Source organism: Prevotella sp. HMSC077E09 (genome assembly GCF_001814685.1).
GTDB classification, from domain to species: Bacteria; Bacteroidota; Bacteroidia; order Bacteroidales; family Bacteroidaceae; genus Prevotella; species Prevotella oris.
Genome location: NZ_KV817523.1, coordinates 1 through 15382 on the forward strand (window position 1 = coordinate 1; position 15382 = coordinate 15382).

14 protein-coding genes are annotated in these 15382 nt (G+C 44.4%); 7 read left to right on the forward strand and 7 right to left on the reverse strand.

Annotated elements, in window-relative coordinates:
- Window positions 1–598 precede the first annotated feature (598 nt).
- A complete protein-coding gene (locus HMPREF2983_RS03765; protein ID WP_070666904.1) occupies window positions 599–1690 on the reverse strand; it encodes a metallophosphoesterase in 1092 nt (363 codons plus the stop codon).
- Here HMPREF2983_RS03765 and HMPREF2983_RS13935 point away from each other — a divergent pair.
- Together HMPREF2983_RS13935 and HMPREF2983_RS03770 are read left to right on the forward strand one after the other, a co-directional pair.
- Window positions 1622–1903, forward strand: coding sequence for a hypothetical protein (locus tag HMPREF2983_RS13935; protein WP_168166198.1), 282 nt, complete (start codon window positions 1622–1624; stop codon window positions 1901–1903). The genes HMPREF2983_RS03765 and HMPREF2983_RS13935 overlap by 69 nt on opposite strands.
- A 45-nt stretch (window positions 1904–1948) precedes the next feature.
- Window positions 1949–2380: a hypothetical protein gene (locus tag HMPREF2983_RS03770; RefSeq protein ID WP_070666906.1), complete on the forward strand. Its 432-nt coding sequence runs from the start codon at window positions 1949–1951 to the stop codon at window positions 2378–2380.
- A gap of 479 nt (window positions 2381–2859) precedes the next feature.
- Here HMPREF2983_RS03770 and HMPREF2983_RS03775 read toward each other — a convergent pair whose 3' ends face one another.
- The 3 genes from HMPREF2983_RS03775 to HMPREF2983_RS03785 form a co-directional block, all read right to left on the reverse strand.
- A complete protein-coding gene (locus tag HMPREF2983_RS03775) occupies window positions 2860–4002 on the reverse strand; it encodes a cytochrome d ubiquinol oxidase subunit II (RefSeq protein ID WP_004377319.1) in 1143 nt (380 codons plus the stop codon).
- Window positions 3999–5549 carry a cytochrome ubiquinol oxidase subunit I gene (locus HMPREF2983_RS03780; protein WP_070666908.1) on the reverse strand — a complete coding sequence of 517 codons (1551 nt, stop codon included), beginning with the start codon at window positions 5547–5549 and terminating at the stop codon, window positions 3999–4001. The genes HMPREF2983_RS03775 and HMPREF2983_RS03780 overlap by 4 nt, the downstream gene beginning before the upstream one ends.
- A gap of 64 nt (window positions 5550–5613) precedes the next feature.
- A complete protein-coding gene (locus tag HMPREF2983_RS03785; RefSeq protein WP_004371389.1) occupies window positions 5614–5835 on the reverse strand; it encodes a DUF4492 domain-containing protein in 222 nt (73 codons plus the stop codon).
- 182 nt (window positions 5836–6017) lie between these two features.
- Between HMPREF2983_RS03785 and HMPREF2983_RS03790 the strand changes: the two genes are divergently transcribed.
- From HMPREF2983_RS03790 to HMPREF2983_RS03810, 5 genes are read left to right on the forward strand one after another with little or no spacing between them, the layout of a single operon-like run.
- Window positions 6018–6890: a coiled-coil domain-containing protein gene (locus tag HMPREF2983_RS03790; RefSeq protein WP_018919528.1), complete on the forward strand. Its 873-nt coding sequence runs from the start codon at window positions 6018–6020 to the stop codon at window positions 6888–6890.
- A 20-nt stretch (window positions 6891–6910) separates the two neighbouring features.
- A complete protein-coding gene (locus HMPREF2983_RS03795; RefSeq protein ID WP_026285877.1) occupies window positions 6911–8410 on the forward strand; it encodes a TolC family protein in 1500 nt (499 codons plus the stop codon).
- A 21-nt stretch (window positions 8411–8431) separates the two neighbouring features.
- On the forward strand, window positions 8432–9415 hold the full coding sequence (locus tag HMPREF2983_RS03800; protein WP_070666910.1) for an HlyD family secretion protein: 984 nt from the start codon (window positions 8432–8434) through the stop codon (window positions 9413–9415).
- Entirely contained in the window at window positions 9416–10585 is a 1170-nt protein-coding gene (locus HMPREF2983_RS03805) for an ABC transporter permease (protein WP_070666912.1), read from the forward strand.
- On the forward strand, window positions 10585–11907 hold the full coding sequence (locus tag HMPREF2983_RS03810) for an ABC transporter permease (RefSeq protein ID WP_004371403.1): 1323 nt from the start codon (window positions 10585–10587) through the stop codon (window positions 11905–11907). Before HMPREF2983_RS03805 ends, HMPREF2983_RS03810 begins: the two co-directional genes overlap by 1 nt.
- Window positions 11908–12225: 318 nt before the next feature.
- Here the strand turns inward: HMPREF2983_RS03810 and HMPREF2983_RS03815 are convergent, their stop codons facing one another.
- The 3 genes from HMPREF2983_RS03815 to HMPREF2983_RS03825 form a co-directional block, all read right to left on the reverse strand.
- On the reverse strand, window positions 12226–12924 hold the full coding sequence (locus tag HMPREF2983_RS03815) for a hypothetical protein (protein ID WP_070666914.1): 699 nt from the start codon (window positions 12922–12924) through the stop codon (window positions 12226–12228).
- A 1-nt stretch (window position 12925) separates the two neighbouring features.
- The gene (locus HMPREF2983_RS03820; protein ID WP_070666916.1) at window positions 12926–13813 is read right to left on the reverse strand and encodes a hypothetical protein; all 888 of its coding nucleotides are present in this window, start codon (window positions 13811–13813) and stop codon (window positions 12926–12928) included.
- 98 nt (window positions 13814–13911) lie between these two features.
- Window positions 13912–15018, reverse strand: coding sequence for an Mrp/NBP35 family ATP-binding protein (locus HMPREF2983_RS03825; RefSeq protein WP_070666918.1), 1107 nt, complete (start codon window positions 15016–15018; stop codon window positions 13912–13914).
- Window positions 15019–15382 lie beyond the last annotated feature (364 nt).

The following is a 15382-nucleotide window of genomic DNA, read 5'->3' on the forward strand; positions in this document are numbered from 1 at the left end:
CGGCTGACCGCAGAGAGGCTGACCGCAAGCTTGAAGACTGCGACGCAACTGTAAAGAAAACTACACAGAGAACACTTCGGCGTCGGCGGCTCCCTTTCTTCTGTTTCTTTCCGTCGTTCTTGTTCTTGTTCTTTGTTCTTGTTCCTAGGGAAAGAAAAGCCATTGATTATCAGATAGTTAAAATGTTAATTAATCTAAACTTCAGGGCAAGTGAAGAAAAGTTGAGCAGAAGTGGAGAGACTTCCAATAAAATTAAGACGCTAAACAAAGCCATATTTTGTAAAGTTTTACAACCATTTATGTAGATTATTTTTCACTTGAAGTATCACATTCCCTTACTAAATTATTCCTTCCAATAATCATATTATATAATAATGTACGCGTAAGAAAGTTCTTTTTCCATTCTTCAAAGTTAGCGAAAAACAGCTCTTGAAAGAACAAAAAGAATACAGTTCTGAACCAGAAGCCCTGATTGGAAGACTGGCACAGCACATCTTCAGCGCATCTTCCTCAGCAGAAGCAGAATAGGGAAAGGCCCTCTATCAGCAAAAACAAACCTGCATTCTATCGCTACTCCTGCCCATTTGCTGTAAACGGATTATTCAATCGTGACCACACAGTATTCAGACTGTGTGCCAATACGAAATTTTCCGCCCCAGATACCGAGTCCACTGGAAACATAATAAAACGTGCGGCCTTTCACCAACGAACCATAGCTCTTTTCATACATAGACCTCACAATCCAATTGATGGGCCACACCTGTCCATCATGCGTATGCCCACTGAATTGAAAATCAACATTGTTTCGCTCCGCTTCTTCCAAATGATAAGGTTGATGATCAAGCAGAATGAGATATTTTGAAGCATCAATATGCGTCATCAAATCATGCAAAGGTCTGCGCCGTTTGTTCGTGCGGTCATCACGACCTATCAACACCACACCATTCCCCAAGTCCACAGCGGCATCTCTTAACAGTTTGATACCCGCAGTCTGATAGAATTTTTCACTGTTTGGTTCGCCAGCATAATAATCATGATTTCCAAGACAAGCATAGACAGGAGCCTGCAAACGGCGAAACTCTTCGGCCATACCTGCACGCAACAACGGCACGACACTGAAGTCAACAATATCTCCGGCAATGAGCACATAGTCCGGATTTTCAGCATTAATCATGTCTACCCATTTAGCCAAATCAGTCCGCGTGTTATGCCATCCCAAATGCAGATCGCTCACCATAACCATTTTTACAGGCTGCCTCAACTTCTTTGGTGACTTCAAATCTATAGGAACTTTCACCTTATTATAATAATGAAGATTGCCATAGGTGAACACCCCAACTATCAGTAACAACACCGTAAGACTCCCCACTCCGCTTGCATGGAGATATTCACGGGGTAAAATTCCAATCCAACGAGCCATATCTGCCACAAAGAAAAGCATGAACAGGTAGAGCAACACGAATATCGAGGAGTAGCCAACTTCATAAAGTAAACGGGCAAAAACCGTAGGCAAGCCATCGAGACCAACAAGGAAATTGAAGAACATGCAAAGGAACGACAGCACCATCAGGCCCAAAATGATACTTTTCAAAGCATAACCAAAGGGTAGTATCAGCCAGACATGCCAACCAACATAGCCACATCCCAACAAAGGGAGAAGCAGAAAAACAATCATCCAAAATGTATTCATACCGCAAAAGTAGGAAAAAGCGGGGAAAAAGGAATAAAGATTATTATAAAACAAATTAAAACTGCTCATGCTTACAAAATGCAAATACAGCCTATAAGAGCACAGTACGGGCGATTCCAACAGCACAAAAATGCAACAGCAAAAGTCATGGCCAACGCTAAAAATACTTTCTCGATGATTTTTTCTCTGCTCACAAGAGATTTCTCAAAATAAATACTAACTTTGTAAATGTTATTATTCATCTAAAAAATAAAGCTCATGATTAAGATTATTTTATGGATAGCAGTAGCAGTCATCTGCCTCTATATCCTATGGAAAAGTTTTTCAGCAAACAACAAATGCCCTAAAGAAGAGTTGCAGACCGATGAGAATACTGAAGAAGAATATATAAACGAGGTCATCAAGCAATATGGCGAACCTGTTGAAGTGCTCAGTATTTCTGCGCTCACCAATACCCGACAGGAGTTGCCTTTGATGCTTTATGCAGACTTTCTCATCATCAACAAGCAACGCATCAATCAAGAAGATATCAGCGACATCACTTTCAACAACAGCGCCAATCCCTACATTGCCAATGACTATCAGGTAATCATCACGCTTCAAGACGAAAGCAAAAAGAGTTTTTCTGTAGGCAATGACATTGACCAGGCACGCTATATCATGCAACGCCTGACAGAACTTTACAGGTAGATCCGCCCTATCATCTATAGCCACTCGCAACAAAAGACTTCAGAGAGAACGATAACAAACGGTCTTAGTGGGAATTAGGAGCGGGTGAAAGATTGGTCAAAAAGCATCATCAAAGTATTTAGCTTGGAGGGTATGCGGCTGCGATACAGTCAGCAATATATATCGCGAATAACAGAAATTAAATCCAACAAGTCGACTATTCGCTATCGAGAAAAGATGCAGCGCAATGAATATGATGTTCTAACATGAGTCATCTCAGGCTCTAACTTGTGGCATATTGGCATGCAATATGCGTCAAAAGGCAATGCGAAATGACATAGATTATCCTGTAATGTGACGCAGATTGCAAACAAGGTAACTCTTTTGAATATATACATATCCATAGGGAACCATCCTTTCCCCACAAAGAAAACTGCAGACCACTATTCACAGTGGCCTGCAGTCAGAGTTAAAACAAAGGTCGGAGTTATAAAAATTCTTTAATATGCTTCGTCATTTTCAATTTCTGCACGGTTGATTTTCTTTCCATCAATGGCACGCCATGCATAGAAGATATAGGCAAACACAAACGGTATCAACAATGAAACCACCGACATTGTAGTAAGCGTGAACTCGCTGCTACAGCTGTTCATGATGGTCAGGCTGCTCTGCAGATCAGCGTTCGACGGATAGTAAGCCGTGTTGTTCCAGCCTGCAAAAAGCAGTAATCCTATGACTACAAGGATAACTCCGACACCTGCAGGCCAGATGCCACGCGTGTAGGCAGCCTTCAACACCGTACGTCCCACAGCAAAAAGCAGCAGCACAACACCTGCAAGGAATACGAGGGTGACATACCACATGTCTATGAGATTATGGAGATATTTCATCGGTTCCATGAAGATGATGCCTGTTTCGGGATGATAAGCAAAGCCATCTTTCAACAGCGTGCGCACTAAGAATGAAAGGAAGAGCACGAGGAATGGCACCACATTATAAATCAGATGACGGCGTGACCGCTCATTGACTGCTTTGTCATCCACATTGTTAATAATATAGAACAAACCGAGAACGCGTGCCAGGAACATAACAGCCAGGCCGAAGATGAGGTTCCATGGATCGAGCAAAGCATCAAGACCATTGCTTGCATTGGCCCAACGGCTGATGACAGGTTGCATGGAGTCTGTGATGTTCATCTTGTCGATAAGAAAGTTACTTCCATTGAAGAAAGTTGCAACAGCACCGCCCACGAGCAGCGGGCCTACAATGCCATTGATGACAAGAAACCACTGGAAAGTGCGTGTTCCGAGCAAATTCCCGAGTTTATTCTGAAACTCATAGCTCACGGCCTGCAACACGAAAGTGAACAGAATGACCATCCAGAGCCAATAAGCACCACCGAAACTGGTACTGTAGAAAAGTGGGAACGAGGCGAAAAAAGCACCGCCAAAGGTAACAAGCGTAGTGAAGGTAAACTCCCATTTACGCCCAGTGGAGTTGACAACAAGGCGACGTTCTTCCGGTGTATGCCCCAAACTGAATATCAAAGAGTTGGCTCCCTGCACGAACATCAGAAACACTAAGAGTCCGCCTAAAACAGAAACCAGCAACCACCAATAGTGCTGTAAGAATGTATATGTCATACTGCCGGGGCCTCCATCCCCTTCTTGATTTGTTTGAAAAGAATATTGATTTCAACCGCAAGCATGGTTGTAAAGAGCGCAAGGAACAGGAAGAAAGTAATCATGACGCTGCCTGCATTGAGGTCGCTCACAGCAACCCAGGTAGGCAACATGTCCTGGATAGTCCATGGCTGACGGCCCATTTCTGCAACAACCCAGCCTGCTTCACTGGCAACATAAGCCAAAGGAACAAGCACGATAGCTGAGATATGAAGCCAACGCCAACGCTTTTCAGAGATATCTTTGCGCCAGCTGACATGGCCGGATATCAGGAAGAAGAGAATAAAGAGGATGCCTAACCCCACCATAACACGGAATGACCAGAAGTTAAGTGGTATATTCGGCACAATCTGGTCAGCAGACTTTACATAACCATAACCGAAGTATTTGATATTGTCTGTCAAGGTTTTGCGTGTTGCCTCATCCTTTTTACCTGCGCGATACTGCTGCAGAGCCGTGATAGCCATGCGTCCGCGCTGCATCTTTTCAGCCACAGAAGGCTCCTTGGTACCGTCTTCCTTCACGTAACCATCAATGAGATTGTTGATGCCCGGCACATAACCATCGAAGTCGTGTGTAGCCAAAACAGAGAGTGCCTTGGGCATACCTATTTTATAAGGTGGCTCGTCAACATTGCGGTAATCAGGCTGACCACCAAACGGGACACCGGCTATAAGCGACAGACTCTGTGTCTTTCCACCATTATAGAGCGCTTCCATTGCAGCGAGTTTCATAGGCTGAACCTGTGCCACTTGATATGCAGAATTATCGCCAGTCAACGCTGCCAAGAGTGATGCACAAAGACCTACGATCGTGCCAATCTTCATACTCTTGACTGCCAATTGCTTCTCACGGCCTTTCAGCAGGTACCAACTGCTGACGCCAACCACAAAGATGGCACCGATGATCCATGATGAAGTAACGGTGTGGAAAAACTTATCTACAGCAAAAGGTGACAGTGCGACATCAAAGAAAGAATTCATTTCAAAACGCATGGTGTCGGGATTAAAGGTCTGACCGACAGGGTACTGCATCCACGCATTGGCTACCAATATCCACCAAGCTGATATGGTTGCACCGAGTCCGGTGAGCCATGTTGAAGCCAAATGAAAGCCGGCCGAAACCTTCTTCCAACCGAAAAACATCACTGCAACGAATGTACTTTCCATGAAGAAAGCAAGGATACCCTCAACGGCAAGAGGTGCTCCGAAGATGTCTCCGACGAACCATGAGTAGTTACTCCAGTTGGTTCCAAACTCGAATTCAAGAATAATACCTGTCGCCACACCCATAGCAAAGTTGATTCCGAAAAGCTTCTGCCAGAACATGGAAGCTTCTTTCCAGAACTGTTTCCGTGTGCGATAATAACAGGTTTCAACGATTCCCATAATCAATGCGAGGCCAAGTGTCAACGGTACAAACAGCCAATGGTAAATGGCTGTAAGTGCAAATTGCGCCCGTGACCAATCAATTGTAGCCGCACTGACATCTAAAAGTTGATGCATCATAATGTTGTTTTTTTGATTATTATTAAAACTTAGTTGAAATACAAGGTTAAAATTAAGGTGTTATTCAAGGCAAACGACGCTCTAACTGCGAATTGACAAACCCTGCCTTATCGCCGTTTTTTACTCTTGTCCCAATGAAATCAGGAAAGAAAAACAACTTCAGAACGGCAAAAATAACAAACAACTTGACAAGGATAATCAGCCACAGCGTCTTACCCAGCGTCATCTGTTTGAAGCCGTCATAATAAAGATAAAACGCTTTCTTGACAAACTTCATTATACTCATTTAGTCCTCTTACATTAGAAAATCGGTTGTAAAATTAAGAAAATATTTTGAATATTGTCCGTTTTCTCGGTAAAAATGCAAAAAAACACAACGGAATTCTCTTGATCAATCAAAATATTTTGATAATTAAGATAAATTCGGTAAATTTGCGAAGATAATTAACAGAAGATGCAATATAATATATGAATAAGAAGACTTTGATTTCTGTAATTGTTGTAGGACTGCTGCTTGTAGGAGGAATAATCTATCTCTCAATCACGCTCAGCAATCAGAAGAAAGAGAATAAAGCCATGCAGGAACTGGCCGAGCTTGACAAGAAGGAAATGGAAAACGAATATCAGCAGTTCGCCAATCAATATAGTGAGATGAAAACTCAAATCACCAATGATTCTATTGTGGCGCAACTGACTGCAGAACAGGAGCGCACACAGCGACTGTTGGATGAGCTGCGCCATGTCAAGAGCACTGATGCAGCGGAGATTGCCCGCTTGAAAAAAGAGTTGGCTACGGTCAGGAAAGTACTGCGAAGCTATGTCATAGAGATAGATTCACTCAATCGATTAAATCAGAACCTGACAGCTGAAAACACTCAAATCAAGGGACAATATGCAGAAGCCACCCGCCAGATAGAAGGCTTGAACAGCGAAAAAGCATCCTTGTCAGAGAAAGTTGCCATTGCTGCCCAGCTTGATGCGACTGATATTTCACTGCAAGGAAAGAACAAACATGGCAAGACTACGACTAAAATTTCAAAATGCACAGCGTTGCAACTTAACTTCACTATAAGCAAAAACGTGACGGCAGGAAACGGCACAAAGACCATTTATGTGCGCATCACCTCACCTTCAGGTACTTTGCTTAGCGGTGGAGGTTCATTCCAATATGAGAACAAAACGTTGGCAAGTACCATGCAGAAGACCATTGAATATGGTGGGCAGGAGACACCGGTCACACTGTTCTGGACTGTGAACCAAGCACTGTTGGAAGGCACCTACAATGTCAGTATCTTTACCGATGGCAACATGATAGGCTCGCGAAGCTTCTCTTTCAAATAAAAACTCTATAGTCATAATAGATGAAGAAAATACTTTCCATATTCATGCTTTGTGGCGTTATGCTGCCCATCGAGGCTCAGAATGTGTTGAGTCTTGACAGTTGTCGTGCACTTGCTTTGCGCAACAACAAGCAGATAAACGTTTCCAAGCTGAAACAGGAGGTGGCACTGAACATCCGTAAGGCTGCCAGAACGAAGTATCTGCCCAAGGTAGATGCAGCGGGAGGCTACCAGTATTTCAGTGAAACTATCTCCTTGTTGAGCAAAGATCAGAAGAGTGCGCTCAACAATTTAGGCACCAATTTCACTACTGCGGCAGGCGGAAGTCTCAGCGGAATGATTACCGGATTAGTGCAACAAGGGGTGATAACTCCTGCAGTTGCCCAACGGATCAATAGCATGGTGAGTCAGATCAGCACACCGATTGCCAAGACCGGAAACGAAATAGGCAGCTCTATCACCAAGTCATTAGAGACCAACACCCATCACATTTGGGGTGGAGCTGTCATGCTTCGTCAGCCTATCTACATGGGTGGGGCTATCACTGCACTCAACAACATTGCACAAATCAACGAACAGTTGACTGCCAATGACACTGATGCAAAGACACAGGCAACCCTCTACAGCATAGACCAGGCCTACTGGTTAGTGGTTTCTCTGAAGCAGAAAAAGGCCTTGGCTGACAGTTATCTCGGGCTGGTGAAGAAGCTTGACAGTGATGTTCACAAGATGATTAAGCAGGGAATTGCCACGCGTGCAGCCGGTCTGAAGGTAGATGTGAAAGTGAATGAGGCCGAAATGCAAGTGACCCAGGTTGAAGACGGACTTGCATTGGCCAAGATGTTGCTGTGTCAGCTCTGCGGACTCCCCATGGATCAAGATATCACTTTGGCCGATGAAGACCGCAAACAGCTGAATGTCAACCTTAATGAACAATCAGCTACCGTTGCAGATAAGGCCTCGGCCAATACCAATCGCCCGGAACTGCGCATGCTTCAGAATGCGGTCGACATCAGCGAACAGGCCACGAAACTTGTCCGTGCGACTTATCTTCCACATGTTCTGCTGACGGGTGGCTACCTTGTCAGCAATCCCAACCTCTTCAACAGCTTTGAACGCAAGCTGGCAGGCACATGGAACGTTGGCGTCATCGTACAGGTTCCTGTGTGGAATTGGTTTGAAGGTGCCTACAAAGTGCGTGCTTCAAAAGCAGCCACAAGCATGGCCCAGATGGAACTTGCCGATGCTCAAGAGAAGATTGGCTTACAGATAACACAGAGCCAGTTCAAAGTGAAGGAAGCTCACAAACGACTCTTGATGGCTCGTAAAAACATCAAGAGCGCCGAAGAAAACCTGCGTTGTGCCAATGTCGGTTTCAAGGAAGGTGTCATGGAAACAACTGATGTCATGGCGGCACAAACGGCATGGCAACAGGCACAGAGCCAGCAGATTGATGCCGAAGTAGAAGTAAAATTAGCTCAGGTAAACCTACAAAAGGCCCTCGGTGTATTGAATTATTAATATTGAAAATAAAGAAATATCATGTCAGCAAAATCACAACATAACAACATTCTACTTGCAATCATCGGCTTTGTCCTCGTTGTTGTCATTGTAGGTCTTATCGGTTTCCTCACACTTGGCAGGGAAGACGACACCATTCAAGGCGAAGTTGAAGTTTCTGAATACCGCATCTCATGCAAACTTCCGGGCCGAGTTGTCGACCTTCGAGTCAAAGAAGGCGACTACGTTCATGTAGGAGACACATTGGCAATCCTTGAAATTCCTGAGATTGATGCACAGAAGAAGGTAGCTCAGGCAGCTGGTGCAGCCACCCAAGCACTGCAGGATCTCACCGATGCCGGTGCCAGAAAGGAACAAATCCAGGGAGCATTTGAACTCGTTCAGCAGGCAAAAGCTGCTGCTGAAATTACGAAGAAAACCTATAACCGCATGCAGAACCTCTATAATGAAGGTGTCATCAGCGGTCAGAAACGCGATGAAGCTTTCGCGGCGTTCAAGGCATCTGAAGCACAGGTAAAAGCTGCTCAAAGTCAGTATGAAATGGCAAAGAATGGCGCAAGGTCACAGGAAAAGCGCATTGCAGCAAGTAATGCACAAGCAGCAAAGAGCGCTGTTGACGTGGTGAGTTCACTGTTGAAAGAAACTGTTCAGGTATCCCAGGTTGAAGGAGAAGTGAGCGATGTCTACCCCAAAGTAGGCGAACTCGTGGGACTTGGCTCACCAATCATGAGCATTTCCATTTTGAGTGACCAGTGGGGTGCATTCAACATCCGCGAAGACCAGCTTAAAGGGATGAAGATTGGCGACACGTTCAATGCTTTTGTTCCGGCCTTCAACAAAAACATCCGCATGAAAGTCTACTATATCAAAGACCAGGGAAGCTATGCTGTCTGGAAAGCAACAAAGACCACGGGGCAATATGATCTCAAGACATTTGAGGTGAAAGCACGCCCCATTGACAAGTTGGAAGGCCTGCGTCCAGGTATGAGTTTGATCAAGAAATAAATGCACACACTCCGACAGATATATCAGATTGCCCTCCGCGAATGTGGCATCATCATCAAGAACCCTATCTACTGGTTCTGCATGGTGGTGTTTCCCATTGCTGTCATCTACTTTTTCACCTCACTGATGCAAAGCGGTGTGCCAACCGATATGCCTGTAGGCGTGGTAGACTTAGACAATACTGCAACCACACGGGCCATGGTTCGGCGGCTTGATGCTTTCCAAACCACGAAGGTTGTAGCTTCTTATGACAATGTAAACGAAGCACGGCGGGCCATTCAGGAAAATCAGATTTATGCCTTTCTTTATATTCCACGCGGTACAACAAGCGGCCTGATGACTTCCAATCAGCCCAAGGTTTCATTCTATTACAGCAATGTAACTCTCGTAGCTGGTTCCATGCTCTATCGTGATTTGAAAACCATTTGTACGCTTGGTTCAGCTGCTGTGGGACAACAGAAGCTTAGTGCATACGGAAAGACAGACCGTGAAATCCGCACATTCCTACAGCCCATAGCCATTGATCTGCACATGATTGGCAACCCATGGGCCAACTATAACGTTTATCTTACCACGGCCATGGTGCCCGGACTGCTCATGTTGTTTGTCTTCCTCCTTACACCTTATTCTATAGGAACAGAGTTGAAGTTCAAGCGTTCAAAGGAATGGATGGCCTTGGCCGGCAACAAAACATGGATTGCCCTGACCGGAAAGATGCTGCCTCAGCTGATGATTTTCCTTGCAATCTTCTATGCCTTTGAGTTCTATATCTATTATGTCTTAGGCTTTCCACACCCCGGAGGCATTCTCACTATGCTTCTTTTGGGCTTTCTTGCCATTGCCTCTGCACAGGGATTCGGCATCTTTACGTTCGGACTGATGCCCAGTCTGCGCATGTCGATGAGTGTCTGTTCGCTTTGGTCAGTAGTGAGCTTCTCTACCAGTGGCGCCACCTACCCAGCCTTTGCAATGAACCCGTTCATTGAAGGCGTTGCCCAACTCTTTCCATTACGCCATTATTACATGATTTATCAAATCAACATCTTCAACGGTTATCCGCTCATGGATGCGTGGTTCAATATTGCGGCACTTGTGATCTTCAGCCTGTTGCCCATCTTCACCATGTGGAACATCAAGCGTTCCATGCTATTATATGTTTATATACCCTAATGGAAGACGGATTATTTTCAAAGATACGCAATGGCATCAAGGATATGTGCTATATCTGGGCCAAGGAGATGCGCTCCACCATCACTGATGAAGGCGTGCTGATATTCTTCATCCTTGTCCCTCTCCTCTATCCTTTGCTCTATTCATGGATATACAACAATGAGGTTGTCCGCGATGTTCCTGTGGCGATTGTAGACCAGAGTCACAGCCAAATAAGTCGTGAATTCATCCGTAGTTTCGATGCCGGTTCTGATGTGAAAGCAGCCTACTACTGCAACAGTATAGAGGAAGCGAAAGACCTTATAGGTAAGCAAGTGGTTCACGGACTACTCTATTTCCCGGATGATTTCGCCCATAAACTTTACCGAGGTGAGCAAGCCCATGTGGGCGTCTACTGCGATATGAGCCTCATGCTCACTTATAAGGCTATCTATCAAACTGCATTGGCCGTAGCCTCTGACATCAATGCCAACATTCAGGTGAGCCAGTCGAGAAACTTTACAACCCGAGATGAAGAGATAACCACCAAGCCACTTGACTTCGAGGAAGTGCCCATATTCAATGCAACAGGTGGCTACGGCAATGCCATACTCCCCGGAGTGCTCATTCTTATCCTGCAACAAACCCTGCTGCTCGGCATCGGACTGTCGGCCGGGACAGCCCGTGAGAACAACCGATATCAAGAACTTATCCCAATCAGTAAACATTACGTGGGCATCTTTCGCATCGTACTCGGAAAGTCAATGTGCTATTTCATGATCTATGCAGTCATGGCAGCCTATCTCACACTTTGCGTGCCCCGCTTCTTCCATTTCACGGCATTAGCAAGTGCAACCGATCTCATCGGGCTGATGATACCGTTCCTCTTGGCCGTTATTTTCTTTGGAATGGCACTTTCTTGTATTGTCAGATATCGTGAGAATGTGATGCTCCTCGTGGTCTTCACCTCTATTCCTTTATTATTCATGACAGGTATTTCGTGGCCACAACCCAACATGCCGGGAATTTGGCAGTCCATAGCTCAGATATTCCCTTCCACTTTCGGTGTGCGTGGCTTCTTGCGCATCAGCAGCATGGGGGGTACGCTTGATGACATCGAACCCGAGTTCATTGCACTATGGCTTCAAGCCGTTATCTATTTCTTTATCACCTGTGCTGTCTATCGCTATCAGATTAATCGCACGCGCAGACAAGCCTATGAGCGCATGGCTATGCTGAAAGCTAAGGCTGCAACAGCCAAGGAAAACAGAATGCTTAAGGCTGCCAAGAAAACTACTCCGACCGCAACCGAAGGAAAAGAAATGAGCCCTACGGACGAATAACAACAGAAATCACATCTGCGAACGCATTAAAAATAAAAACAAGATGACAGCGTTCGCTTAGTGATTAAACAATAATTATAGCCATAAGTGTACTGTTTCTATGTCTGTTTTGTTCCAAGTGAAAAAGTTTATCATACGCCCTTGCAACATAGGATATACCATGCTGATTATCAACATGTTCCATATGGTTTCCCAACTTGCGTCAAATCAGCACGTAAAGTGACTCAAGTTACACGCTGATATGATGCAGATTACAGCCTCATATGACGCAAATCAGAAACACATCTGATATGCCTTGTTGCATCACAGAAAAGCACATCAACTTTCTTCTGTCCTGATACACATTATTCTATAATACGACAGAGCCAAAGCCAAGACTGACATACTGATAAGGAAAAGAGCAACAGGCAGAGAGAATTCATACCTGCCATCATACCACCACACAGCTCTCGGCAACAAAACATACAGAATGAAATAGACAAGGCACAGGAGTCCACAGCCTATCAGAAACGTGAAGCGTGAGAAATAGGTAGACACAAGGAAGAAGAATGACGTAAAAAAGAAGAAAAGTGGCAATACATAGCCGCCCGGAATATAGTCAAAATCCACTTGCCAAGGCATGGGTTGAGCTTTAGGAGTAGCGATAACAGCGTCTATGACATAGGCACATATCAAGAAAAACAAGAATGGGAAAACCACGAAGAAAGCCCAGCGAATGGTCCATTCGCGGGGAATATTCACATGACATTCGTTTAATTGCTCCGAAGTACTCGTCCCCCAAGAGGCAAAGATGCAACAGACAAGAAATACAAGTGGATAGATTACCTCTATCACACTGCACATAGGGACATGTCCCGTCGGTGAACCCATACCACGAAATGCTGCCAAGAAACCATCAAACAGCACCATCAAGATTAAGAAAATGACTGTTGTGTAAAGTGCTTTCTTTTTAAATGATGCCCATAAAGCACTCATATAAGCGGATGTATTTGGGCTGAAAACAGGATGTTCTTCCATATTATTTCTTTTTATTCATAAGTTTTACCATGGGAATAGAGTCTGTTCCATAGGTAATATCACCGTATTTATCCTCCTTGACTTCTATGGTTCTATAAGCTTCTTCATTGAAGATAGAGAGGTTTCCCTTACCCGTAACTAATAAATGTCCTACCTTACAATTATCATCCATATATGTAAAGTCATAACCTAACTCTATCTTCATGTTCTTAATATGAGCCTCTCCCATGTTTAATCTATCCGAAATCCAGGCACACCAAAAGTCATCTATCTGCGTTTTTCCCAAGAAAGAAAAACATCCTCTTTCCTGGTTTGTATAATATAATGACGGGAGCTTGACATGGTACAAATAGAAGTAACAATCCGGACTGTCGTTACGAATAGCCTCAAAATTACTCATCACCGTCATATAAATGAATATATCCCCATTGTTATATTCACAATTTCGCCTCTCTTTTTCTGTGATTTCTGCTTTATCGTCATATGGATCAGCCAACACACGGACGTCAAAATCGGAATATTTATGAACGAGACGATGTTTCATCCAACTATCAATGGTCTTCCCCTTCGGCGTTGCCGCACACCGCAAAACGGTAGCCGTGCGCACCATTCGGATAAGGTCTTTAGGATAAGTGACACGGCATTTTCGAGGGTCGTTTGTCGTTCGTATGATGATATTTATATTTGCATCAGGCATGTCGTAGAGCCAGAAGCCCTCTACTCCACGTATGCCACGAGTTTCGAAACTGTCCACACTGACCTCCTCTTTCTGGGCTTCCAAGTAGCTATAAGGAGGCTCTCCCTGCGGCGCATGAAACCCAATCACAAGCAGTCCTGCCGTGAACAGAACAAAAAGGGCTATGCCCAAAATGTATGAAATCCTTTTCATCGTATTTATTTTTCAGTTCATGCAATCTTGAAAGTGAGTCATAAAAGCAAAAGGGCATAAGCTACTTGAAAGCAGACTGTGCCCTTATTACCGTATCTCTATTCGTTTTTCACATCGACAATCTGTGTCGGAGCCTGTTCTTTGTTACGCCGGTTGACCACGGTAACGACCGCTTGTGCCAAACTAAGAAAGGCTTGTCCCATAACAGTATCTACCTTTGTAGCAGCCGGTTCGCCATTATCGCCACTCTCACAGATGCTTTGCACAATTGGTATCTGTGCCAACAGAGGTATGTTTTTCTCCTTAGCGAGATTGCGTGCACCGTCTTTTCCAAAGATATAATACTTGTTTTCCGGCAGTTCTGCAGGTGTGAAATAGGCCATATTCTCAACCAAACCGAGAATGGGAACATTCACTTTGTCGTTCTCATACATGTCAATCCCCTTCTTAGCATCAGCCAAAGCAACCTTCTGAGGCGTGCTGACAATGACCGCTCCTGTAATGGCAAGCGTTTGAAGCAGTGTCAGATGAATATCACTTGTACCGGGAGGTGTGTCGAGAATAAAGTAGTCGAGCTCTCCCCAATCCGCATCAGCAATGAGTTGCTTCAAGGCAGAAGTTGCCATGCCTCCACGCCAAAGTGTCGCGGTATCAGGATTGACAAAGAAACCGATACTCAACAGTTTGACCCCATACTTCTCTACAGGAGCGATGAGTTGACGGCCTTCTTTATCCACAGCATAAGGCCTGACGTCCTCAACGCCAAACATCTTAGGCATTGACGGACCGAAGATATCCGTGTCAAGCAGGCCTACCTTATAGCCTAACCGGGCCAAGGCAATTGCTAAGTTGGCTGAAACCGTGCTCTTTCCAACGCCACCCTTGCCCGAACTAACAGCGATAATATTCTTCACTTGGGGCAATAACTTCCCCACTTCCGGCCGTGGAGCCGATTTAAATTCAGTTTCAATCGTCACCTCAACATCCTTACTGACATGGTAATGGATAGCAGCTTCGGCCGCTTTTACAGTCGACTTGAGGAACGGATCAGTCTCACGAGGGAATATAAGCGTTACTTTCACGCTCATACCACTAATATGTATGTCGTCCATGACAACCATCTCACTCTCCACAAGGTTATTTTTCGTACCGGGATAGATAACAGTTGCCAATGCGTCGGTAATCAATTTCGGATATAATGTCATTTCCTGTTTATTTAAATTAAAATCTTCTTGTGTTTGCTACAATTACTAACTACAAAAGTAATGATATTTTTTTATTTCAAAGAATGAAACCCCATAAAAAGCGAAAACGCATGGTCATCCGACTATGCGTTCTCTATTTACTCAACTTTTAAGATTTAGTATACCCACACTCTCACGAGCTATAGTATACACGACTAATTAAACAAAACTTTCTCCCAACGGAGATAAGCATATCTTCAGTAGGCCTTTCGGCCCTTACTTCCTTAGTATTAAGCCGTCACCTGATGCAGATGAGACATTAGATTACAAAAGTAAAACAAATATTTGAATACCCTCAAATCCGCAACTAAGCCCTTGAAGGTTC